Annotated in this window: 22 protein-coding genes; 13 read left to right on the top strand and 9 right to left on the bottom strand. The window is 67.3% G+C overall.

The genetic code is table 11. The annotated features are described in order from the left end of the window. Positions 1–76: 76 nt before the first annotated feature. Together AC3WRR_RS14335 and AC3WRR_RS14340 are read left to right on the top strand one after the other, a co-directional pair. Positions 77–1,720 carry an ABC transporter permease gene (locus tag AC3WRR_RS14335; RefSeq protein ID WP_010812991.1) on the top strand — a complete coding sequence of 548 codons (1,644 nt, stop codon included), beginning with the start codon at positions 77–79 and terminating at the stop codon, positions 1,718–1,720. Between the two features lie 108 nt (positions 1,721–1,828). After that, positions 1,829–2,500, top strand: coding sequence for a hypothetical protein (locus AC3WRR_RS14340; RefSeq protein WP_010812992.1), 672 nt, complete (start codon positions 1,829–1,831; stop codon positions 2,498–2,500). Positions 2,501–2,534: 34 nt separating this feature from the next. Here the strand turns inward: AC3WRR_RS14340 and AC3WRR_RS14345 are convergent, their stop codons facing one another. Continuing rightward, positions 2,535–3,572: a Fe(3+) ABC transporter substrate-binding protein gene (locus AC3WRR_RS14345; protein ID WP_492297278.1), complete on the bottom strand. Its 1,038-nt coding sequence runs from the start codon at positions 3,570–3,572 to the stop codon at positions 2,535–2,537. Between the two features lie 220 nt (positions 3,573–3,792). Next, positions 3,793–4,119: a hypothetical protein gene (locus tag AC3WRR_RS14350; protein WP_492297280.1), complete on the bottom strand. Its 327-nt coding sequence runs from the start codon at positions 4,117–4,119 to the stop codon at positions 3,793–3,795. Between the two features lie 256 nt (positions 4,120–4,375). Between AC3WRR_RS14350 and AC3WRR_RS14355 the strand changes: the two genes are divergently transcribed. Beyond that, a complete protein-coding gene (locus AC3WRR_RS14355; RefSeq protein ID WP_492297281.1) occupies positions 4,376–5,476 on the top strand; it encodes an NAD(P)-dependent alcohol dehydrogenase in 1,101 nt (366 codons plus the stop codon). Between the two features lie 16 nt (positions 5,477–5,492). On the opposite strand, the gene AC3WRR_RS14360 is transcribed toward AC3WRR_RS14355, so the two are convergent. After that, positions 5,493–5,930: a hypothetical protein gene (locus AC3WRR_RS14360; protein WP_492297283.1), complete on the bottom strand. Its 438-nt coding sequence runs from the start codon at positions 5,928–5,930 to the stop codon at positions 5,493–5,495. Positions 5,931–5,938: 8 nt separating this feature from the next. Beyond that, entirely contained in the window at positions 5,939–6,574 is a 636-nt protein-coding gene (gene lolA / locus AC3WRR_RS14365; RefSeq protein ID WP_439668629.1) for an outer membrane lipoprotein chaperone LolA, read from the bottom strand. Positions 6,575–6,842: 268 nt separating this feature from the next. Here lolA and AC3WRR_RS14370 point away from each other — a divergent pair, with 268 nt between their 5' ends. Continuing rightward, positions 6,843–7,352, top strand: coding sequence for a hypothetical protein (locus tag AC3WRR_RS14370; protein ID WP_492297284.1), 510 nt, complete (start codon positions 6,843–6,845; stop codon positions 7,350–7,352). Between the two features lie 39 nt (positions 7,353–7,391). Here the strand turns inward: AC3WRR_RS14370 and AC3WRR_RS14375 are convergent, their stop codons facing one another. Beyond that, the gene (locus tag AC3WRR_RS14375; protein ID WP_011614678.1) at positions 7,392–9,731 is read right to left on the bottom strand and encodes a DNA translocase FtsK; all 2,340 of its coding nucleotides are present in this window, start codon (positions 9,729–9,731) and stop codon (positions 7,392–7,394) included. Positions 9,732–9,965: 234 nt separating this feature from the next. Here AC3WRR_RS14375 and trxB point away from each other — a divergent pair, with 234 nt between their 5' ends. From trxB to AC3WRR_RS14390, 3 genes are all read left to right on the top strand, one after another. After that, positions 9,966–10,931: a thioredoxin-disulfide reductase gene (gene trxB, locus AC3WRR_RS14380; protein WP_010813000.1), complete on the top strand. Its 966-nt coding sequence runs from the start codon at positions 9,966–9,968 to the stop codon at positions 10,929–10,931. Positions 10,932–11,043: 112 nt separating this feature from the next. Continuing rightward, positions 11,044–11,718 (top strand): Smr/MutS family protein, encoded by a 675-nt coding sequence (locus tag AC3WRR_RS14385; RefSeq protein WP_492297286.1) that lies wholly within the window; start codon positions 11,044–11,046, stop codon positions 11,716–11,718. A gap of 13 nt (positions 11,719–11,731) precedes the next feature. Next, a complete protein-coding gene (locus AC3WRR_RS14390; RefSeq protein WP_011614676.1) occupies positions 11,732–12,373 on the top strand; it encodes a trimeric intracellular cation channel family protein in 642 nt (213 codons plus the stop codon). A gap of 62 nt (positions 12,374–12,435) precedes the next feature. Here the strand turns inward: AC3WRR_RS14390 and glnK are convergent, their stop codons facing one another. Further along, on the bottom strand, positions 12,436–12,774 hold the full coding sequence (glnK, locus tag AC3WRR_RS14395; protein ID WP_006162803.1) for a P-II family nitrogen regulator: 339 nt from the start codon (positions 12,772–12,774) through the stop codon (positions 12,436–12,438). 248 nt (positions 12,775–13,022) lie between these two features. Continuing rightward, a complete protein-coding gene (locus AC3WRR_RS14400; RefSeq protein WP_492297287.1) occupies positions 13,023–15,071 on the bottom strand; it encodes an NAD(+) synthase in 2,049 nt (682 codons plus the stop codon). Between the two features lie 179 nt (positions 15,072–15,250). Here AC3WRR_RS14400 and AC3WRR_RS14405 point away from each other — a divergent pair, with 179 nt between their 5' ends. Then, positions 15,251–16,504 (top strand): GNAT family N-acetyltransferase, encoded by a 1,254-nt coding sequence (locus AC3WRR_RS14405; protein WP_454750212.1) that lies wholly within the window; start codon positions 15,251–15,253, stop codon positions 16,502–16,504. A 16-nt stretch (positions 16,505–16,520) separates the two neighbouring features. On the opposite strand, the gene AC3WRR_RS14410 is transcribed toward AC3WRR_RS14405, so the two are convergent. After that, positions 16,521–17,093: a cytochrome b gene (locus AC3WRR_RS14410; protein ID WP_454750211.1), complete on the bottom strand. Its 573-nt coding sequence runs from the start codon at positions 17,091–17,093 to the stop codon at positions 16,521–16,523. A 125-nt stretch (positions 17,094–17,218) separates the two neighbouring features. After that, entirely contained in the window at positions 17,219–17,746 is a 528-nt protein-coding gene (gene ppa / locus AC3WRR_RS14415; protein ID WP_010813006.1) for an inorganic diphosphatase, read from the bottom strand. A gap of 201 nt (positions 17,747–17,947) precedes the next feature. Here ppa and AC3WRR_RS14420 point away from each other — a divergent pair, with 201 nt between their 5' ends. The 5 genes from AC3WRR_RS14420 to AC3WRR_RS14440 all read left to right on the top strand — a co-directional run bounded on the left by AC3WRR_RS14420 (position 17,948) and on the right by AC3WRR_RS14440 (position 22,850). After that, on the top strand, positions 17,948–19,384 hold the full coding sequence (locus tag AC3WRR_RS14420; protein WP_010813007.1) for an aldehyde dehydrogenase family protein: 1,437 nt from the start codon (positions 17,948–17,950) through the stop codon (positions 19,382–19,384). Then, the gene (locus AC3WRR_RS14425) at positions 19,377–19,619 is read left to right on the top strand and encodes a hypothetical protein (RefSeq protein ID WP_010813008.1); all 243 of its coding nucleotides are present in this window, start codon (positions 19,377–19,379) and stop codon (positions 19,617–19,619) included. The genes AC3WRR_RS14420 and AC3WRR_RS14425 overlap by 8 nt, the downstream gene beginning before the upstream one ends. Positions 19,620–19,679: 60 nt before the next feature. Next, the gene (locus AC3WRR_RS14430; protein WP_010813009.1) at positions 19,680–20,438 is read left to right on the top strand and encodes an SDR family oxidoreductase; all 759 of its coding nucleotides are present in this window, start codon (positions 19,680–19,682) and stop codon (positions 20,436–20,438) included. Positions 20,439–20,519: 81 nt separating this feature from the next. Then, entirely contained in the window at positions 20,520–21,827 is a 1,308-nt protein-coding gene (locus tag AC3WRR_RS14435; RefSeq protein WP_010813010.1) for an MFS transporter, read from the top strand. A 639-nt stretch (positions 21,828–22,466) separates the two neighbouring features. Beyond that, the gene (locus AC3WRR_RS14440) at positions 22,467–22,850 is read left to right on the top strand and encodes a hypothetical protein (RefSeq protein WP_081225841.1); all 384 of its coding nucleotides are present in this window, start codon (positions 22,467–22,469) and stop codon (positions 22,848–22,850) included. Positions 22,851–23,055 lie beyond the last annotated feature (205 nt).

Below are 23,055 nucleotides of genomic sequence, written 5' to 3' on the forward strand. Positions count from 1 at the left end.
GGCAAATGCGTGCCCCACATTGCTAGAATGCGGCAGCCGCACGCTGTGCGCGGCACTTCCGCCCACTTTCCGACGCATGCTCCTGTCCAGCCGCCGCCGCTTCCATCCCCTGACCCTGGCCACCCTGGTGATGGCGCTGCTGATCGCCGTGCCGGTGCTGGTGATCGCCTCGGCCGTGCTGCTGCCCGCCGGCGACACCTGGCGCCACCTGATCGACACGGTGCTGGCGGAATACGTGCTCAACACCGTCTGGCTGCTGTGCGGCGTCGCCGTGGGGGTATTGCTGCTGGGGGTGACCACCGCCTGGCTGGTATCGACCTACCGTTTCCCGGGCCACGCCGTGATGGAATGGGCGCTGGTCTTGCCGATGGCGATGCCCGCCTACGTGATCGCCTATGCCTACACCGACGCGCTGCAGTTTGCCGGGCCGGTGCAGGGCTGGTTGCGCGAGCTGACCGGCTGGAAGGCGCGCGAGTACTGGTTTCCAGATATCCGCTCGCTGGGCGGCGCCATCGCCCTGTTCTCGCTGGTGCTGTATCCCTACGTCTACCTGACCGCGCGCGCCGCCTTCCTGCAGCAGACCCAGAACACGCTGGAGGCCGCGCGCCTGCTCGGCCACGGCACCTGGAGCCGGCTCTGGCGCGTGGTGCTGCCGCTGGCGCGCCCCGGCATCGTTGCCGGCACCGCGCTGGCAATGATGGAAACGCTGGCCGACTTCGGCACCGTCGCCTACTTTGCCATCCCGACTTTCTCCACTGGCATCTACCGCGCCTGGTTCTCGCTTGGCGACAAGAACGCCGCGGCGCAGCTGTCGGCATGCATGCTGCTGTTCGTCGCCGCCATCCTGCTGATGGAGCGCGCCAGCCGCGGCCGCGCGCAGGTCTACGGCAACCAGCGCCGCGCCGTGGCCTGGACGCTGGACGGCGCGCGCGGCTGGCTGGCGCTGGCCGTATGCATGGTGCCGGTGCTGCTGGGCTTCCTGATTCCCGCGCTGATGCTGTGCCGCATGGCCTTCACCGACGGCGATGCGCAGTTCGGCGCGCGCTTTGTCGGGCTGGTGCGCAACAGCTTCCTGCTGGCCAGCGCCACCGCGCTGGCTGCGGTGACGGTCGCGCTGGCGGTGGGCTACGCCGCGCGCGCGGCCAACGGCAAGCGCAGCTGGCTGATGCGCGGCCTGACGCGGCTGTGCGGCATGGGTTATGCGCTGCCGGGCTCGGTCATTGCCGTGGGCGTGCTGGTGCCGGTGGCGCGGCTCGACAACGCGCTGTCGGCCTGGCTGCAGCAGCAGTTCGGGCTCTCGGTGGGGCTGCTGCTGACCGGCGGCATCGCCGCGCTGGTCTATGCGCTGCTGGTGCGCTTCCTGGGCGTGGCGCTGCAGACCGTCAATGCCGGGCTGGGCAAGATCACCCCCAGCATGGATGCGGCCGCGCGCAGCCTGGGCCACGGCCCCGGCGCCACGCTGCGGCGCGTGCATTTCCCGATGCTGCGAGGCAGCCTGCTGACCGCGGCACTGATCGTCTTTGTCGACGTGATGAAGGAGTTGCCGGCCACCTTCGTGATGCGCCCGTTCAACTTCGACACGCTGGCCGTGCAGGCCTACAACCTCGCTGCCGACGAGCGCCTGACCGAGGCCGCCACCGCCTCGCTGGTGATCGTGGCCGTGGGCCTGCTGCCGGTGATCGTGCTGTCGCGCACGATCCGGCGCGAAGCGCAGCGCTGAGCCTCCCACGCTTCTTGCCCTAAAGTCGCGCCACAACGCGCCGATAGCCTTTTATGGCCCGGCGTTCGCCCGGGAGCGAACAGCGGCATGCCTGCCGCGCAAGAACCTATGCTGCGATATCACATCCTGCTGTTCAAGTTGAACCGGCTGAGCCGCAACAAGCTGAGCGGCGTGGAAGAAGTCTCGCTGGCCGGACAGCTGGCCGAGATGGTCGATTCGGCCGACACCGCCGCGCGCGTCATCGCCGACCTGTTCGATCACGCCAACCCGCAGGTGCGACGCATCGCGCTCAACGCGATCCGCCGCGCGCGGCAGTTCTCGTCGCCCGAGCTGCAGCCCGCGCTGGTGCGCCGCATGGCCGATGCCGAAGCGGTGCTGCGCCATGACGCCGTCTGGATCGTGCAGGAAACCCGGATGGATGGCGCCGAACTGCGCGCCGCGCTGCGCCGCGTTGCCGGCAAGGTGCAACTGCCGTGGGACGCCGAGCGCGCCCGCGCCAATCCCGGCGACATCGCGCTGGCCGCGCAGGTGCGCGCCCGCATGGCGCTGGACAAGCTGCTGGAAAAGAGTGCGGCCGAACGCAACCAGGCACTGGCCGCGATGGCGCTGGGCGGGACCTCGGACCAGCCTTATGCCGAAGGCACGGTCGGCCACAAGGGCCTGCTGCACCGCGCACTGGTGCGGCGACAGGCGGGGCGGCGGCTCAACAGCAGCGTGAAGCTGACGTTCCGCAAGCTGGAGCCCACGCAGGTGACTGGGAACAAGCGGTTCCTGCTGTAGCAGGAACCGCCCCTACTGCAAAGGCCGTGGCGGCTTACTTGAAACCGGCGCGGTCCACCAGCTTCTGCGCTTGCGGCTGGTACTTGCCCAGCTCGGCCACGTTGATGGTGTCGGCCTTGAACGTGCCCAGCGCTTCCAGCGCCGGGTTGCTGACCTTCACGCCCTGCACCACCGGCCATTCGTTGTTGCCGTCGGCAAAGTAGCGCTGCGCCTCGTCGCTGGCCAGGTACTCCAGGAACTTGACCGCCGCTTCCTTGTTGGGCGCATGCTTGAGCATGCCGCCGCCCGAGACGTTCATGTGCACGCCCTGGCTCGACTGGTTCGGCCACAGCACGCCCAGCTTGTCGGCCACGGCCTTGTCTTCCGGCTTGGTCGACTTCAGCAGACGCGCGATGTAATAGGTGTTGGCGATGGCCACGTCGCACTCGCCGGCGGCAACCGCCTTGAGCTGGTCGGTGTCTCCGCCCTTGGGCACGCGCGCCAGGTTGGCGGCCACGCCGCGCGCCCACTGCTCGGTGCGTGCCTCGCCATCGTGGGCGATCAGGCTGGAGACCAGCGACAGGTTGTAGACATGGCCGCTGGAACGCGTGCAGACCTTGCCCTTCCACTTGGGATCGGCCAGGTCTTCATAGCTGGCGATATCGCCGGCCTTGACCGCGGTCTTGTTGTAGGCAATCACGCGGCCGCGCGCCGAGAAGCCGAACCATTCGCCATTGGGGTCGCGATAGTTGGCCGGGATGCGCGATTCCAGCGCCTTCGACTTTACCGGCGCAAACACGCCAGCCTGCTGGGCGCGCCACAGGCGGCCGATATCCACCGTGATGAACACGTCCGCCGGGCTGTTGGCGCCTTCATTGCGGATACGCTCCAGCAGCGGGTCTTCCTGGCCTTCGATGCGGTTGATCTTGATGCCGGTCTGCTTGGTGAAGTTGGCGTACAGCGCTTCGTCCGTCTGGTAGTGACGCGCGGTGTAGAGGTTGAGCACCTTTTCCTGCGCCGCAGCGGCGAGCGGCAGGGTCAGCAGGGCCAGCGCCACAGCGCGCGGCAGCAAGGTTCGGATAGTGGTCTTCACGCGGATGGCTCCCCAGCATGGTTTGGGCAGCCGCCGGGGACCCCGAGGCCGCCCGGTTATTGGATTCCGGTCAGCGGGAAACAATATTGATTCTTGTTCAGGCGGTCAAATTACATTTCTGTCATGTTGACGCCCGTTGACCGATCAATACCAGGGAGATGCCCGCACTAACCTAATCGCCCCCTGTGCGAAGACGAACCGGCAAGGCGGGCGCCGAATCTCAGCCGCGGCGTACCCAGACCACCTTGCCAGCCTTGACGCCCAGCGTGCGGCGTTGCGGGTTGTAGTCCGTGGTGCCGGGGAACTGCTGGCCGTCGCGCTCGCCCAGTCGCCACGCGCAGCCCTGCAGCAGGCCGATGGCTTCGGCCTCGGGCTTGCCGACCAAGGCACCGTCGGCCAGCTTGTCGGCGGCACAGCCCTCCGGCGTGCCACGCGCGCCTTGCGGGCCGGTCGGCGCGGGCGCCGCGCAAGCCGCCAGCAGGGCCCCGCCCGCCGCCAGCATGGCGGACTGGCGCAGCCAACGCCGGATGGTTCGCTTCGCAATCATGTCGTTCTCCTGATGGATTTGGCGAGTATGAGGATGCTGGGACACACGGCACACCGCGGCGTTCAGCTTCTTTGCACACCGATATGAAACTTTTGCCAGATTACGTTGTATTGCGCACATTTTCAGTGTGGCTTCGGCTTGATCTGGATAAACCGAGCTATAAGCCATGCGTGCTATCAGTAAGTAAGCGGGCCGGCAACGTCCCGCACCACTCCACCCACCGCGCATCCCTCTGCGCCTTCCCTGGGAGCAACGCATGACCGCAATGATGAAAGCCGCCGTTTTTGTCGAGCCTGGCCGGATCGAACTGGCAGACAAGCCGATCCCGGATATCGGCCCCAACGATGCGCTGGTGCGTATCACCACCACCACCATCTGCGGCACCGACGTGCACATCCTCAAGGGTGAGTACCCGGTGGCGAAGGGCCTGACCGTGGGCCATGAGCCCGTCGGCATCATTGAAAAGCTCGGCAGCGCGGTGACGGGATACCGCGAAGGCCAGCGCGTGATCGCCGGCGCAATCTGCCCCAACTTCAACTCCTACGCGGCGCAGGACGGCGTGGCCTCGCAGGATGGCAGCTACCTGATGGCCAGCGGCCAGTGCGGCTGCCACGGCTACAAGGCGACCGCGGGCTGGCGCTTCGGCAACATGATCGACGGTACCCAGGCGGAATACGTGCTGGTGCCCGACGCCCAGGCCAACCTGGCGCCAATCCCCGATGGCCTCACAGACGAGCAGGTGCTGATGTGCCCCGACATCATGTCCACCGGCTTCAAGGGCGCGGAAAACGCCAATATCCGCATCGGCGACACCGTGGCCGTGTTCGCGCAGGGCCCGATCGGGCTATGCGCGACCGCCGGCGCGCGGCTGTGCGGCGCCACCACCATCATCGCCATCGACGGCAACGACCACCGGCTGGAGATCGCGCGCAAGATGGGCGCGGACGTGGTCCTGAACTTCCGCAACTGCGACGTGGTGGACGAGGTCATGAAGCTGACCGGCGGGCGCGGCGTGGATGCCTCGATCGAGGCGCTGGGCACGCAGGCAACCTTCGAGCAGTCGCTGCGCGTGCTCAAGCCCGGCGGCATGCTGTCCAGCCTGGGGGTCTATTCAAGCGACCTGACCATTCCGCTGTCGGCTTTCGCCGCGGGGCTGGGCGACCACAAGATCAACACCGCGCTGTGCCCCGGCGGCAAGGAACGCATGCGGCGGCTGATCAATGTGATCGAGTCGGGGCGGGTCGACCTGGGAGCGCTGGTGACGCACCAGTACAAGCTGGACGACATCGTCGCGGCCTACGACCTGTTCGCCAACCAGCGCAACGGCGTGCTGAAGATCGCCATCAAGCCGCACTGACGGCGGCGCCTCGGGTTCAGCCCTTGGCCCGGGCGGCCAGCGCCCGCATGGCGTCGGCCGGCAGCGGCCCATGGCAGGTGCGCTCGCCGCCGGACTCGCTGACCACCAGCCATACCTGGTCCGGCTGGCCCTTCGGATGCAACAGCCAGGCCGGGCCGCGCGCATTGCTGCTGGGCGGCAGGTCTTCCAGCACGCCGGTGCTGGCCGACTGCAGCATCACCGCGCACTCGGTGGCGGACACGCGCGTGGCCTTGAGAAAGCCCGGATTGCCCAGCACTTCGGGCAATCCCGAGTCCGGTGCGCGCAGGAAGGAATCGACATCGAACTTGCTGGCACCGCCGCCGCTGCTGGCACATGCCGCCAACAGCAGCGCGCCGGCACTGGCCAGCAACACGGCGTGCTGGCTGCGCCGGGAACGGATGGTGACTGCCGGACCTTCCTGCGGATCGTTCATGGCGGGCCTCACTGCTTCATCACATCGGCGCCCTTGGGCACCGTGAACCGGAATGCATCGGCCGCCAGCGGCGGGTTCTTCTGCATGCCCGTGAAGGTCAGCAGGGTGGTGTTGCCGAACGCGTCGCGCAGTTCCATGGCTTCAAGATTGCCGGCCTTGAAGCCGATGCCGATGCGCTCGAACTGCGTGTCCTTGGCCTTGGGCGTCAGCTCCAGCCACTCTACGCCGTCGCGCGTCGGGCCGTTCTTGACCACGAAGTTCTTTTCCAGGTCGTTGCTGCCGAACAGGATCGCCGCCGGGCTGGAGCCGAGTGCGCCGTCGAGCTTGCGCTCGGTGACCTGGTTCAGGTCCTTGTCATAGATGTACAGGGTCTGGCCGTCGGCCTGCAGCAGCTGGTCGTAGGGCCTGGTATAGCGCCAGGTGAACTTGCCCGGGCGCGAGAACACAAAGGTGCCGCTGGAGGTGCCGGTCACCTTGCCGTTGGCGCCCTGCCCCTTGACCTGGCGCTGCGTGAATTCGCCGCGCGCGCTCTTCACGCCGGTGACAAAGCTCTGCAACTGGTCAGTGGCTGCGGCATGGGCCGGCGCCTGGATGGCAAACATCGCCAGCGCGGCGCAGGCCGACACGATGATGCGGTTGCGCATGGTTCGGGTCCTGGTAGTTATGGAGGGCGTCGCCGCGTGTGCGGCGCCCAACGCTGTAGGCCGCTGCACGGGCAACTTGTCTGTTTAGAGCAGGCGGCAGCCGGAGGATTCCACACGGCCCGCGCTCGCGGGTAACCGGATATTACGGCAGACACCGCGGGAACCGCGCCTGTTCTGCGGCGAAAACTCTGAATTCGCGGGAAAGGGCAGCCTGTGGCGATATCCCGTATCCAGGCGAAACACTTACTTACCGGCCGGGGCGGTCATAATGCAAGGCATGCACGTAGAGCAATCGCCACGTCGCCTTATGCATGTTGCTTCGCTGCAAGGCGGCCATTCCGACCGGGCCAGCAATATGACAACATCCAATGCTTCCGAGGACAAGCGTACCGATGGCCGCCTGCCGTTCCGGCACGGTTTCAGGCGCCTCGATCGCGACGAGATCGACAGGATCGCGGCGCGCAGGGTCAGGATCGAACTCGAAGCTCGACGGGGAAAGACTGCCGCTACCAAGCTCCTTAGTCCCGCCATGGTCGGCACAGGCATCCTGGCGGGCGTGGCCTTTGTCTTTTCCGTGATGACATGGCTGAATGAGACCACGCAAGACAAGGTCGACAAGGCCACCGCGCCGCTCGCCACCCGGATGACCGAGATGGACCGCCGCCTCACGGATCGCCTCGATGCGGTCGATGCGCGCATCGAGCGCCTGGAAGTGCGCGTCGACAAGCAATTTGAAACCATCAACACGAAGCTCGACGTGCTGCTCAAGCGCCGCTAGCACACATCACAGGCCGCATGGGAGGAGCGCTGGCAGCGCTCAGTCATCGTCACGCGCGGCCGCACCGCCACCCTGCGCCAGAATGTCACGATTGCCGTTGCCCGACATCGCCGACACCAGCCCTGCCTTCTCCATATCCTCCAGCAGCCGCGCGGCACGGTTGTAGCCGATGCGCAGGTGGCGCTGCACCAGCGAGATCGACGCGCGCCGGTTCTTCAGCACCACCTCGACGGCCTGGTCGTACAGCGGATCGGCCTCGCCGCCGCCACCGCCAATGCCGGCACCGCCGCCAAACCCGTCGCCGCCGCCGGCGTCATCGGTCAGGCCGCCTTCGAGGATGCCCTCAATGTAGTTGGCTTCGCCGGATTCCTTGAGCTTTTCCACCACGCGGTGGACTTCCTCGTCCGAGACAAAGGCGCCGTGCACGCGCACCGGCAGGCCGGTGCCCGGCGCCAGGTAGAGCATGTCGCCCATGCCCAGCAGCGCTTCGGCGCCCTGCTGGTCGAGGATGGTGCGCGAGTCGATCTTGCTGCTGACCTGGAACGCGATCCGGGTCGGCACATTGGCCTTGATCAGGCCGGTGATCACGTCCACCGACGGACGCTGCGTGGCCAGCACCAGGTGCAGGCCGGCCGCGCGCGCCTTCTGCGCGATGCGGGCGATCAGCTCTTCCACCTTCTTGCCGACCACCATCATCAGGTCGGCCAGCTCGTCGATGACGATGACGATGGTGGGCAGCCGGTCCAGCGGCTCCGGGGCGTCCGGGGTCAGGCTGAACGGGTTGGGGATCTTTTCTTCGCGGGCCGCGGCCTCGTCGATCTTTTTGTTGTAGCCGGCCAGGTTGCGCACGCCCAGCTTGCTCATCAGCTTGTAGCGGCGCTCCATCTCGCCGACCGCCCAGTTCAGGGCATTGCCGGCCTGGCGCATGTCGGTCACCACCGGGCACAGCAGGTGCGGGATGCCCTCGTAGACGCTCATTTCGAGCATCTTCGGGTCGATCAGGATCAGGCGTACGCTTTCCGCCTTGGCCTTGTACAGCAGCGACAGGATCATCGCGTTGATGCCGACCGACTTGCCCGAGCCGGTGGTGCCGGCCACCATGCAGTGCGGCATGCGGGCCAGGTCGGCCACCATCGGCTTGCCGGCGATGTCCTTGCCCAGCGCCATGGTCAGGCTGGACGAACTCTCGTTGTAGACCTGCGAGCCGAGGATTTCCGACAGGCGCACGGTCTGGCGCTTCGGGTTGGGCAGCTCCAGCCCCATGTAGTTCTTGCCCGGGATGGTCTCGACCACGCGGATCGACACCAGCGACAGCGAGCGCGCCAGGTCGCGCGCCAGGTTCACCACCTGGCTGCCCTTGACGCCGGTGGCCGGCTCGATCTCATACCGCGTGATGACCGGGCCCGGGTAGGCCGCCACCACCTTGACCTCGACGCCGAAGTCCTTGAGCTTTTTCTCGATCAGGCGCGAGGTGAACTCCAGGGTCTCGGCGCTGACGGTTTCCTGGTGCGGCGGAATCGGGTCCAGCAGCGACAGCGGCGGCAGGTCCGAGTCCTGGATATCGGCAAACAGCGGCTGCTGCTTCTCACGCTCGACGCGCTCATGCTTGGGCACTGCCTGCGGGCGCACGATCTGCACCGGCGCCGCCTCTTCGATGCGCACGCGCTGCACCTCGACGGTTTCCTTGCGCTCGGTCTTGGCGGCCTCGCCGATGATGCGGTCCTGCTTGCTCTCGCGGCGGGCCTTGAAGCCCAGGAACAGGGTCTCGACAAAGCCGCCGACGTGCTCGGCCACGGTCAGCCAGGAGAAATGGAAGAACAGCGACAGCCCGATCGCCAGCAGCAGCAGCAACAGCAGGGTCGCGCCGGTGAAACCCAGCGCCACCTGCAGCCAGCCGCCCAGCAGGTCGCCCAGCACCCCGCCCGGCGCGCGCGGCAGCGCGGCGCGCAACGGGTACATGCGGATCGCCTCCAGGCCCATGCTGGAGAACAGGGTCAGACCAAAGCCGATCCAGCTGACGGTCACGCCCTGGCGGTGCAGGCCGGGGTCCGCGCGCTCGGGCAGCTCGGCGGTCAGCGTGCGCCAGCCGCGCCAGCAGCGGCGCACCAGCAGCACCGCCAGCCAGTAGGCGGAAAAGCCGAAGATGAAGAACAGCACGTCGGCCACCCAGGCGCCGACGCGCCCGCCCAGGTTGTGGATATCGGCCACCTGGTTGGCATGCGACCAGCCGGGATCGGTCTTGCTGTAGCTGGCCAGCACGCACAGGAAACCCAGCGTGACGGCCAGCAGCAGGAACCAGCGGACCTCTCCCAGCAGTTTGCCGATGCGGGATGGCAAGGCTGAGGGATCGGTGCGGGTGGTCGTGGTAGCTCGGGCCATGCCTGGTTAAGACTCGCGTGTAAGGTGATTCCGGATGCGTTTCGGGCCGATGCCGGCAGCGGTCAGTGGTTGCTCACCAGGTGACTGACGGTCATCGTGGCGGCCATTTTAACGTGGCCCGAGACTATCGCACTCATTGGAATTTGCAACAGTGAGCAAATGCGGCTCCTCTTATAATGTCGCTTTCGAGCAATGCCGGTGGGCAGCATGCCGCACCGGCCACAGGAACGCATCATGGCAAAACACGCAAAAGTGCTGATTCTCGGTTCTGGTCCCGCCGGCTATACCGCCGCGGTCTACGCGGCCCGCGCCAACCTGGAACCGGTGCTGATCACCGGCCTGGCACAGGGCGGCCAGCTGATGACCACCACGGACGTCGAGAACTGGCCGGGCGATGCCAAGGGCGTCCAGGGTCCTGAACTGATGCAGCGCCTGCTGGCGCACGCCGAGGAATTCAAGACCGAAATCATCTTCGATCACATCCACACCGCCAAGCTGGTGGACGACAACGGCCAGCCGGCCCGCCCCTTCCGCCTGATCGGCGACGCCGGTGAATATACGTGCGACGCGCTGATCATCGCCACCGGCGCCTCGGCGCAGTACCTGGGCCTGCCGTCCGAAGAGTCCTTCATGGGCCGCGGCGTGTCGGCCTGCGCCACCTGCGACGGCTTCTTCTACAAGAACCAGGAAGTGGCCGTGGTCGGTGGCGGCAACACCGCCGTGGAAGAGGCGCTGTACCTGTCGCATATCGCCAGCAAGGTCACCGTGATCCACCGCCGCGACAGCTTCCGCGCCGAGCCTATCCTGGTCGACCGCCTGCTGCAGCGTGAAAAGGAAGGCCGCGTGGTGATCCGCTACGACAGCGTGCTGGACGAGGTGCTGGGCGATGAATCCGGCGTGACCGGCATCCGCGTGCGCGGCACCAAGACCGGCCAGGCCGAGGACCTGAAGCTGGCGGGCGTGTTCATCGCCATCGGCCACAAGCCCAACACCGACCTGTTCGAAGGCCAGCTGGCCATGGAAAACGGCTACCTGGTGACCAAGTCGGGCCTGCAGGGCGACGCCACCGCCACCAGCGTGCCAGGCGTGTTTGCCGCCGGCGACGTGCAGGACCATGTCTACCGCCAGGCCATCACCAGCGCCGGCACGGGCTGCATGGCCGCGCTGGACGCCCAGCGCTTTGTTGAAGCCCTGAAGTAAGCACCGCCCCTCCGCCGGCCGGGCCGCCACGGCCCGCCGGCGCGTCCCTTGCGGCATCTCCTGCCGCCCCGCCAGTCGATATAATCTGCGCCGAGCCCCCGGAGATTTTTCAATGACGCACGGCGCCCGCAAACCCGACCGACCGCCCCAACGTTTCGGCCTGAACGACCTTGCCAGGCTGCGCGACACCCTCAAGGCCGATACCGAGCGCCGCGAAGCCGAGCGCGTGGCCGCCGAGCAGGCCGCCCGGCGCGCCCGTGAAGAGGCCGACGTCTTCCGCACCAGCGTGGGCCAGGTCAGCCAGCTGCGCGACCGCAACCGCGCCCCCCTGCCCGCCAGCAAGCCCGCCCCGGTGCCGGTGCAGTCGCGCCGCAACGACGAAGCCGTGCTGGCGGCCTCGCTGTCCGATGATTTCGACGTGGAAAGCCTGCTGGAAACCGACGAGGCCCTGTCGTTCCGCCGGCCCGGCATCGGCATGGACGTGATCCGCAAGCTGCGCCGCGGCGAATGGGTGGCGCAGGACAAGGTCGACCTGCACGGCCTGCGCAGCGACGAGGCGCGCGAGGCGCTGGCCGAGTTCCTGCGCCGCTCGGTGCGCAACGGCGTGCGCTGTGTGCGCGTGATCCACGGCAAGGGCCTGGGCTCGCCCGACAAGCTGCCAGTGCTCAAGGGCAAGGTGCGCAGCTGGCTGGTGCAGAAGGAGGAAGTGCTCGCCTTCGTGCAGGCGCGCGAGGCCGAAGGCGGCGCCGGCGCGCTGATGGTGCTGCTGCGCCAGCCGCGCAGCTGACGCATCGCCACGGATGCACGTTCCGCTTGAATTGCTGATGGGGCGGCTGCCCCTGATCCTCCACATCATGGAGGTGATCGGCGTGCTCGCCTTCGCGGTCTCGGGCGTGGTCGACGCGCGCAAGCAGCGCCTGGACGTGGTCGGCACCTTCGTGGTGGCCTTTGCCACCGCCTTTGGCGGCGGCACCGTGCGCGACGTGCTGCTGGACCGGCGCCCGTTCTACTGGGTCGACCACGAAGGCTACGTGCTGCTGATCTTCGTGATGTCGTTCGGCGCCTCGTTCGTGCTGCGCGTGGTCAGCCGCGTGGCCTCGGACCGGGCCATGATCGTGGCCGACGCGATCGGGCTGGGGCTGTTCTCGGTGACCGGCGCCTCGCTGGCGCTGGTGGCGCAGATGACGCCCACCGTGGCGGTGATGATGGGCATCATCTCGGCCGTGTTCGGCGGCGTGGTGCGGGACGTGCTGTGCAACGAGGTGCCGATGATCCTGCGCGACCGCTCGCCCTACGCCACCTGCTCCTTTGTCGGCTGCTGGATCTATGTCGGCATGACCTGGCTGGCGGTGCAGCAGGAAGCGGCGCTGCTGACCGGGGCAGTGGCGATCATCGCCATGCGGCTGGTGTCGGTGCGCTACGGATGGAAGCTGCCCAGCTGAACCGCACCCACCAATGAAAACGCCGCCCTGCAAGGCGGCGTTTCTCTATCCTGGCCCGAGGCTCAGACCGCGGCTTCGTCCTGCTCGCCGGTGCGGATGCGGATCACACGCTCGATCTCGGTGACGAAGATCTTGCCGTCGCCGATCTTGCCGGTGTGGGCGGCCTTGACGATGGCGTCCAGCACGGTGTCCAGCTGGTTCTCGGCCACCACCACTTCGATCTTGATCTTGGGCAGGAAGTCGACCACGTACTCGGCGCCACGGTAGAGCTCGGTATGCCCTTTCTGGCGGCCAAATCCCTTCACTTCGGTCACCGTCAGACCGGTCACGCCGACGTCGGCCAGGGCTTCACGCACCTCGTCGAGCTTGAACGGTTTGATGATGGCGGTAATCTGCTTCATGACTGGCCCCTGTTTATCGTTTGTTCACGCGCCTGGCGGCGCATCGCCGCGGTCGCGGCGCTCTCCGGGTGGCATTTTACCAGCCCTTGGCCGCTTGCATTTCCGCCTGCCCCACAGCCAGCGCGGCCGCAGCGTTGGCTAGCGCGCATCCGGGCAGGCCCCGGCCCTGTGGATAAACCTGTGGACAGCCACTGGAGAAACTGTGCACAAGCCGCCACCCAAGAGCCGGGGTTCGACCGGCGCTGCGCTCAGTCCGGCACCTTCTCCAGGTCCGCCAACCACACCACCGACTCTGAATCGCTCGGCGCGCGCCAGTCACCGCGCGGCGACAGCGATCCGCCCGAGCCCACCTTGGGCGCGTTCGGGATGCATGAGCGCTTGAACTGGCTGGTGCGGAAGAAGCGGTCCAGGAAGATCGCCAGGTTGCGCTTGATCTCCGGCAGCCCGTACTGGTTGCGTACCACATGCGGGCCGTTGGGCCAGACGCCACGCTCGCGGTCGCCCCAGGCATGCAGCGCCAGGAAGGCGATCTTGGACGGCGTGAAGCCGAAACGCAGCGTGTAGTAGAGGTTGAAGTCCTGCAGCTCATACGGGCCGATGGTGCTCTCGGTCTTCTGCTCGGGGCCGTGGTTGCTGTCGCCCGGGACCAGCTCGGGGCTGATGTCGGTGTCGAGCACGGCCAGCAGCACGTCGGAACCGCCCTCGCCCACCTGCCCGGTCTCGGCCACCCAGCGCACCAGGTGCGAGATCAGCGTCTTGGGCACGCTGGCATTGACGTTGTAGTGCGACATGTGGTCGCCCACGCCATAGGTGCACCAGCCCAGCGCCAGTTCGCTCAGGTCGCCGGTGCCGACCACGATGGCGTGGTGGAAATTGGCCAGCCGGAACAGGTGGTTGGTACGCTCGCCGGCCTGCACGTTCTCGAAGGTCACGTCGTAGACCTTCTCGCCGGCGGCGTATGGGTGGCCCAGGTCCTTCAGCATGGCCAGGCACGACGGCCGGATATCGATCTCGGTCGCGGTGCAGCCCACCACCTGCATCAGCTGGCGCGCCTGCAGCAGCGTGCGGTCGCTGGTGGCGAAGCCCGGCATGGTGAAGGCCAGGATATTGGCGCGCGGCAGGCCCAGGCGGTCCATCGCCTTGGCGCAGACCAGCAGCGCGTGGGTGGAATCCAGCCCGCCCGACACGCCGATCACCACCTTGCTGATCTTGCTGGCCGACAGGCGCTGCACCAGCGCCTGCACCTGGATGTTGTAGACCTCCATGCAGCGTTCGTCGCGCTGGCGCGGATCGGCCGGCACGTACGGGAAGCGCGCCACGTTGCGCGCCAGCGGCAGCGACTTTTCCAGGGTCAGGTCGAGCGGGAAGCGCACCACGCGGAACTTGTCCACTTCTGCCTTGTGCCGGCGCACCGAGTGGCCGAAGGTGACCTGGTGCATGCGCTCGCGCGACAGCCGCTCGACGTCGATATCAGCGCAGAGCAGGTGCGAGGTATCGGCAAAGCGCTCGGATTCGGCCAGCAGCTCGCCGTTCTCGCAGATCAGCGCCTGGCCGTCCCAGGCCAGGTCGGTGGAAGACTCGCCCTTGCCGGCCGAGGTGTACAGGTAGGCCGCCAGGCATCGCGCCGACTGCTGCGAGACCAGCTGGTGCCGGTACCCGGCCTTGCCGACCACGATATTCGAGGCCGACAGGTTGACCAGCACCGTGGCCCCGGCCAGCGCCGCGAACGACGACGGCGGGATCGGCACCCAGACGTCTTCGCAGATTTCTGCGTGGAAGCGGAAGTCGGGGATGTCTTCGACATCGAACAGCAGCCCGGCGCCGAACGGCACGTCCTGGCCCAGCAGCCGGATCGACTCGACCGCGGCGTTGTCGGCGGCGCTGAACTGGCGCGCCTCGTAGAACTCCCAGTAGTTCGGCAGGTAGGACTTGGGCACCACGCCCTGGATACGCCCGCGCGCCACCACCACGGCGCAGTTGAACAACTGGTGCTCGACCCGCAGCGGCATGCCGACGATCAGCGCCGCCGGCAACTTGCGCGAGGCCTCGACGATGGTGGCCAGCGCCGCCTCGCAGGCGTCCAGCAGCGCGCGCTGGTGGAACAGGTCGTCGCAGGTGTAGGCGGAGATGCCCAGCTCCGGGAACGCAACCAGCACGGCGCCCTTCTGGGCCGCCTGCGCCGCCAGGGCAATGGTCTCGGCGGCGTTGAAGGCCGGGTCGGCCACCCGGCAGACGGGCACGCCCACCGCGACACGCGCAAAGCCGTGGGAATACAGGTTGAAAAACGGGTTCTTCATATCGGGCCTTGGTTATCGAACCATGCGGACCATGCCGCCGCCTGAAGCATCCCGGGATGCCTCGGCAAGCACTGGTGACGAGGATGCTCCATTTTACGACGCCCGCCCCTGCCGTGCGGCGCAGCAACGGCGCATCGTTTCCGGTAGACTCGATCGATCCACAGACGGGAACTGGTGCAATGCAGTCTGAATCATGCGTGCCCGGCGAGGGCAATGACCAGCGCCAGCCGGCACGGCACAAGCGCAAGTCGGCAGGCGACCCTGCGCAGGAATACCGTACCGAAATCATCTCCGACCTGGGCGAGATCGATGCCGCCGCCTGGGACGCCCTGGTGGCGCACCACGCCGACGCCACGCCGTTCCTGAAGCATGCCTTCCTGCACGCCCTGCACACCAGCGGCAGCGCCTGCGCCGAGACCGGGTGGAACCCGCGCTACCTGACTTTGTGGGCGCCGGCCAAGGACGGCCGCCCGGAACGGCTGGCCGCGGCCATGCCGCTCTACGCCAAGGCACATTCCTATGGCGAATATGTCTTCGACTGGGCCTGGGCCGACGCCTATGCCCGCAACGGGCTCGAGTACTACCCCAAGTGGCTGGCGGCAATTCCCTTCACGCCGGTGCGCGGCGCGCGGCTGCTGGCCGAAGACGCCCATGCGCGCCGCCTGCTGCTGCAGACGGCGCTGGCGCTGGCCGCCGAAAGCCAGATGTCGTCGCTGCACATCCTGTTCCCCGACGAGGCCGAGGCCGCGCTGATGCAGCAGGCCGGCATGCTGATGCGGCACGGCGTGCAGTTCCACTGGACCAATGACGGCTATGGCAGCTTTGACGACTTCCTGGCCACGCTGTCGCAGAAGAAGCGCAAGAACATCCGCGCCGAGCGCCGCCAGGTGGCGCAGGCCGGCATCGGCTTCCGGCGCCTGCGTGGCGAGCAGATCGACGACGACGCGTGGAAGTTCTTCAACCGGTGCTATCGCCAGACTTACCGCGAGCACCATTCCACGCCCTACCTGAACCTGGATTTCTTCCGGCGCATCGGCGCCACCATGCCGCAGCACCTGCTGCTGGTGATCGCCGAGCGCGAGGGCCAGCCCATCGCCAGTTCGCTACTGGTCTATGACGACACGCCGGAAGTCAGCACGCTCTACGGGCGCTACTGGGGCGCACTGGAGTACCACGCCTGCCTGCACTTCGAAACCGCGTACTACCAGCCGCTGGAATTCTGCATCGAGCAAGGCATAGGCACCTTCGAAGGCGGCGCCCAGGGCGAGCACAAGATGGCGCGCGGCTTCCTGCCGGTGGCGACGCGCTCGGCCCACTGGCTGGCGCATCCCGCCTTTGCCGATGCCGTCGAGCGCTTCCTGGCGCGCGAGCGCCAGGGCATTGACGCCTACCTGGACGAACTGGGCGAACGCAACCCGTTCGCCCGCGCCTGAACACGCAAGCCGGCGCTCAGCGCCACATCCGCCGCAGCGTGTTGTCGCCCAGCATGTAGTGGTGGAACAGCGATGCCATCGCGTGCAGTCCGATCACCAGGTAGAAGGCGGTGCCCAGGGTCTCGTGGACCTCCTTGACGGTGTCCTTCAGCGCCGGGTCGGCCGCCACCATCGCCGGCACTTCCAGCCCCAGCGAAGGCAACGCCAGCAGGTGGCCGCCAGCGTTCGTCGCCAGCAGCCCCAGCAGCGGCTGGGCCAGGATATACAAGTAAAGCACCCAGTGCATGGCCTCGCCGGCCAACTGCATCCAGCGCGCGCCCGGCTCCGGCGCGGGCGCGCCGCGCACCAGGCGCCACACCAGGCGCGGCACCGCCAGCACCAGCACCAGCGCCCCCGCCCATTCATGGACTGTCATCGCCAGCGCGCGCGGCGGCGTGCCCTTGGCAAAACTGCCCTTCAGCTCGATCGCGGAATAGGCCAGCGCCACCAGCAGGAACACCGCCCAGTGGAAGCACACCGCCAGCCGGTCATAGCGGCGCAGCGGCGACAAGGCCTGCGGCAATGCCTGGATTTCGGTGATGGGATTCATAGGGGACTCCTCTTGTCAGCACCCGCATAGCGTAGCGCAAGGCACTTGCCCGGATGCTGCCGTACATCAAGCGCGCGGCAACAAAAAACCCCGCCGGAGCGGGGCTTCTTCAGCGGCGGTTCAGCTTACTTCTTGTAGTTGGCCACGCCGTCGGTGATTTCCTTGTGGGCTTCCTCGATGCCAGCCCAGCCTTCGACCTTGACCCACTTGCCGGCTTCCAGTGCCTTGTAGTGCTCAAAGAAGTGCTTGATCTGGTCCAGCTGGTTCTGCGGCACGTCCGACAGGCCCTTCATGTAGGCCGTGGCCGGCGACAGCTTGTCCAGCGGCACGGCGACCAGCTTGGCGTCCACGCCCGACTCGTCGGTCATCTTCAGCATCCCGAGTGCACGGCAGCGCACCACGGCGCCGGCCAGGATCGGGAACGGCGACAGCACCAGCACATCCACCGGGTCGCCGTCGCCCGACAGCGTCTGCGGGATGTAGCCATAGTTGGCCGGATAGCGCATGCCGGTGCCGATAAAGCGGTCGACGAACAGCAGGCCGGTTTCCTTGTCTGCCTCGTACTTCACCGGATCGCTCTGGGCCGAGATCTCGATGATGACGTTGAAATCGTTGGGGATGTCCTTGCCCGGGGTTACGAGGTTGAAGCTCATGCGGTTCTCCAGATGCCTGCGCGGTGTTGTTGGATGGCGGGCATTATAGCGGCTCATGCCTGACCGCAGGCTGACAGCTGGGCCAGGCACGGCGCATTGCACGCTGGCCAGTGTCGGCGATAATGGCGCATTCTTCAGCCGTCACTGAAAAGCGCAGCCGCCGTGCTGCCCCCTGTTGCACCCGCTGCCCCGGAGCCACCCATGCACGCCCAGCACTTCGTCGCCAACCGCCTGATCGCGCCCGACAACGGCCTGCGCATCAAGGTCTTCGATCCGTCCAACGGCGAGCCGTTCGCCGAGATCGCACGCGGCAACGCCACCGATATCAACGTCGCCGTCCATGCGGCCCGCCAGGCCGCCGAAGGCGCCTGGGGCCAGATGGCGCCAGCGGAGCGGGTGCGCCTGCTCAACCGCGTCGCCGTGGCGCTGATCGCGCACGAGGACGAACTGGCCGCGCTCGAGGCCCGCGACACCGGCAAGCCGCTGCGCCAGGCGCGCGCCGATGCCCGCGCCGTGGCCCGCTATTTCGAGTTCTACGCCGGCGCGGTGGACAAGCTGCACGGCCAGACCATCCCCTACAACCCCGGCTACACCGTGCTGACCGTGCGCGAGCCGCACGGCGTGACCGGCCACATCATCCCGTGGAACTACCCGCTGCAGATCTTCGGGCGCAGCGTGGGCGCGGCGCTGGCCACCGGCAATGCCTGCGTGGTCAAGCCGGCCGAGGACGCCTGCCTGTCGCTGCTGCGCGTGGCCGAGATCGCCGCCGATGCCGGCCTGCCCGAAGGCGCGCTCAATATCATCACCGGCTACGGCCATGAAGCCGGCGCCGCGCTGGCGCGCCACCCGGGCATCAACCATATCTCGTTCACCGGCTCGCCCCAGACCGGCAAGCAGGTGGCCCAGCTGGCCGCCGAGAACCACGTGCCGGTCACGCTGGAGCTGGGCGGCAAGTCGCCGCAGATCGTCTTTGCCGATGCCGACCTGGATACGCTGGTGCCGGTGGTGGTCAACGGCATCGTGCAGAATGCCGGCCAGACCTGCTCGGCCGGCAGCCGCCTGCTGGTGGAGCGGCCGGTCTATGACGCGCTGCTCGACCGGCTGGCGTCGGTGTTCGAGTCGCTGCGCGTAGGCCCGTCCGAGCTGGACCTGGAATGCGGGCCACTGATCAGCCGCAAGCAGCAGCAGCGCGTGTGGGACTTTGTCTCGGATGCGCAGCACGCCGGCGTGGCCGTGATGGCGCAAGGCCAGATCGTGGCCGACGCGCCCGAGGCCGGCTACTACCAGGTGCCGATGCTGTTCCGCGACGTGCCGCCGGCGCACCGGCTGGCGCAGGAAGAAGTGTTCGGCCCGCTGCTGGCGGCGATGCCGTTCGACACCGAGGCCGAAGCCATCGCACTGGCCAACGGCACGCCCTACGGGCTCGTGGCCGGCGTCTGGACCCGCGACGGCGGGCGCCAGCTGCGCCTGGCGCACAAGCTGCGCGCGGGCCAGGTCTTTATCAACAACTACGGTGCCGGCGGCGGCGTTGAACTGCCCTTCGGCGGCACCGGCCAGTCTGGCTACGGCCGCGAGAAGGGCTTCGAGGCCCTGTACGGATTCACCACCCTGAAAACCATCGCCATCCAACATGGGTAACATCAATTTCCTGTCCGTCGCCTTTGCCATCTTCTTTTTCTGGATGGCATGGCATGTCCGGAACAAGCGCGCCACCAATCCTTCCGGCATGCCGCGGCTGCAGGTCTTCAAGCGCAAGTGGGGCGACGTCGTCGGCGACCGCGTGCACTGGTGCCTGTATGTGGCACTGCCCTTCCTGCTGGCACTGATGATGGTTGCCAATGCCCTGCGCGGGCGGGGGCCGTTCTCGCACTAGGCATTGAGTACCCCGCAGCACGGAACACCAGAACATAACCACGACACCAGGAGACAAGCCATGAGACTGGCCAACAAGGTAGCGATCATCACCGGCGGCGGTTCCGGGTTCGGCGAAGGCATTGCCCACACCTTTGCGCGCGAAGGCGCCAACGTGGTGGTCGCCGACCTGCGCGAGGAAGCCGCCGAACGCGTCGCCGCCGCGATCCGCGACGCCGGCGGCCGGGCCCGCGCGGTGCGCGCCGACGTTTCGCGCGAAGCCGGCACCGAGGCCATGCGCGAAGCCGCGCTGGCCACCTTCGGCGACGTCCATATCGTGGTCAACAACGCCGGCACGACCCATCGCAACAAGCCCATCCTCGAAGTCACCGAAGAGGAGTTCGACCGCGTCTACGCCGTCAACGTCAAGAGCATCTACTGGTCGGCGCGCACCTTTATCCCGCATTTCCGCCAGCGCGGCGGCGGCGTGTTCGTCAATATTGCCTCCACCGCCGGCATCCGGCCGCGCCCGGGCCTGGTCTGGTACAACGGCAGCAAGGGCGCGGTGATCACCGCCAGCAAGGCCATGGCCGCGGAACTCGGCAAGGACAATATCCGCGTCAACTGCGTCAACCCCGTGATCGGCGCCACCGCCCTGCTCGAAGAATTCATGGGCATGCCCGATACGCCCGAGAACCGCGCCAGATTCCTTGCCACCATCCCGATGGGCCGCATGTCGACCCCGCAGGACGTGGCCAACGCCTGCCTGTACCTGGCCTCGGACGAAGCTGCCTTTATCACCGGCACCTGCATCGAAGTGGACGGCGGCCGCTGCGTCTGAGCCGGTGCCGGCCACCTGCCTTCCCCGTTAGTCGTAGCTGTAAACGCATCATACAGAAGCGCCATATCCTCAGGAGACAGCATGACAACAACCGCAGTAAACCCCGGCATCAGCGACGCCGCCTTTGAAGACGCCACCTACCGCAAGGTCAGCTGGCGCCTGGTGCCCTTCCTCTTGCTGTGCTACGTGGTGGCCTACCTGGACCGCGTCAACGTGGGCTTTGCCAAGCTGCAGATGCTCAACGACCTGCAGTTCAGCGAGACCATCTATGGCTTGGGCGCCGGCATCTTCTTTATCGGCTACTTCCTGTTCGAAGTGCCCAGCAACGTGATCCTGCACAAGGTGGGCGCGCGCATCTGGATCGCGCGCATCATGATCACCTGGGGCGCGATCTCGGCGGCGATGATGTTCGTCACCACGCCGACCATGTTCTACGTGCTGCGCTTCCTGCTGGGCATTGCCGAGGCCGGCTTCTTCCCCGGCATCATCCTGTACCTGACCTACTGGTACCCGGCCAACCGGCGCGGGCGCACCACCACCTACTTCATGACCGCGGTCGCGCTGGCAGGCGTGATCGGCGGGCCGCTGTCGGGCTGGATCATGCAGTCCTTCCACGGCCAAAACGGCTGGTCCGGCTGGCAGTGGATGTTCCTGCTCGAGGGCATTCCGTCGATCCTGGTGGGGCTGTGGGTGCTGGCCTACCTGGACGACCGCATCGCCCACGCCAAGTGGCTGTCGCCGGAAGAGAAGGCGCTGCTGGAGCGCAATATCGCCAGCGAGGATGCGCACAAGGAAGACCCGCCGATCCGCACCGTGATGTCCAGCCCGCGCGTCTGGCTGATGAGCGCGATCTACTTCTGCTTCGTGATGGGCCTGTACGGCGTCAGCTTCTGGCTGCCGACCATCATCAAGCAGACCGGCGTCAGGGGCGCGCTCGATATCGGCCTGCTGACCGCCATCCCCTATGGCTGCGCAGTGGTCGGCATGGTGCTGGTGGCCTACAGCGCAGACCGCAGCGGCGAGCGCCGCTGGCATATCGCGCTGCCCGCGCTGGCCGGTTCGCTGGGCCTGCTGCTGTCGGTGCAATGGCATAGCGACACCACGCTGGCAATGGTGGCGCTGACGCTGGCCACCATCGGCATCCTGACCACGCTGCCGCTGTTCTGGAGCCTGCCGACTTCCTTCCTGGCCGGCACTGGCGCGGCCGCGGGCATCGCGCTGATCAACTCGCTGGGCAACCTTGCGGGCTTCCTCAGCCCCTATGCGGTGGGCTGGCTCAAGGACCTGACCCACAGCACCGATTCGGGCATGTACCTGCTGACCGCCTGCCTGGTGGTGGGCGCGGCGCTGACGCTTTCGGTGCCCAAGCGGCTGGTGAGCCGGAAATAGCCCGTCCGCCAGGATCAGACGCCGTCAACGGCCCTTCCCTTTGCGGGCGGGGCCGTTTTTCTTCCGGAACCTGCGAAGTCGCTCACACGCCGCCTGCGGGCCACAATGCGCCGTCGGCTGACGCGGATGTAGGACCAAGCCCGGCAGTGTCGCCCACCCTTGGGCCCTAGGATGGAAAAGAGAGACCCGGAGTGATCCCACGGGGTCCTCCGGGGCATCTGATTCCGAAGCTCGCCCAAGGAGGCCACGATGCTGCACCTGCCCCCGTTTGCCCCTACCCGTTCGCTGGAACTTGTCGAAGCGCGCCTGGCACGCCGCTCGCGCGTCAAGCGCCTGGTGATCGCGCTCAGCGCCGGCGTGGTCGCACTGCTCGCCCTGGTGCCAGCGGCCAGCCATGCGCAGGCGCCGGTGGTGGAGGCCAACCCTGCGCCTGCCGCCCCGGCACCCGCTGCTCCGGCCGGCACCATGGCGCCGACCCCGGGTGCCACGATGCCGGCCGCGCCGCCGGCCGACACCATGCCCCCTGCCACACAACCCGCGCCGGGCATAGCTGCGCCTGCCACGGCAGCACCGCCGCCGACGGCATCCCCGGCACCCGCGCCCACCGGCACGCCACCAGCCGCGCCGGCGCCAGCGCCGATGGCAGCGCCCGCGCAGCCACGCCCGCCGCTGACCACGCCGCCCCCGCCGCCGCCGCGTGATGCGATGGTCCAGCGTACGGCCGGCTCGGTCGCCTATATCTGCGGCGGTGTCGCCGAAGACGAGCAGGTCGCGCTGCAATCGGAGGCGCGCAAGTACAACATGAGCCTGCTGTTCACGCAGGGCGCGCGCGGCGAGTACCTGTCCGACGTGGACGTCAAGCTGATGCGCGGCGGCAAGGAAGTCGCCAGCTTTGTCGCCGACGGTCCGCGCTGCCTGGTGAAGGCGCCGTCGGGCACGTACAACGTGCGGGCGACTTACCAGGGCCGGACCAAGACTGCCACGGTCAGCACCGGCGGCAAGAACGCGCAGATGCGCTGGTAGTCAGCTGGAACGGCGCGCCGTGCGGTGCGCCCGTGGAGGAGGAAAAAAGGCTCGGCATCTTGCGATGTCGAGCCTTTTTGTCTTGGAAGTCATTGGCAGGCTTCCGCACAGCATCCGCTTACCGATTGGGTGCTCCCCTCTCCCGCAAGCGGGAGAGGGGAGCAAACCGTCAGTCCGCCTGGCCATCCCCCAGCATCTGCCCCAC

The sequence above is a fragment of the Cupriavidus sp. FW305-3-2-15-C-LB2 genome (assembly GCF_058787575.1).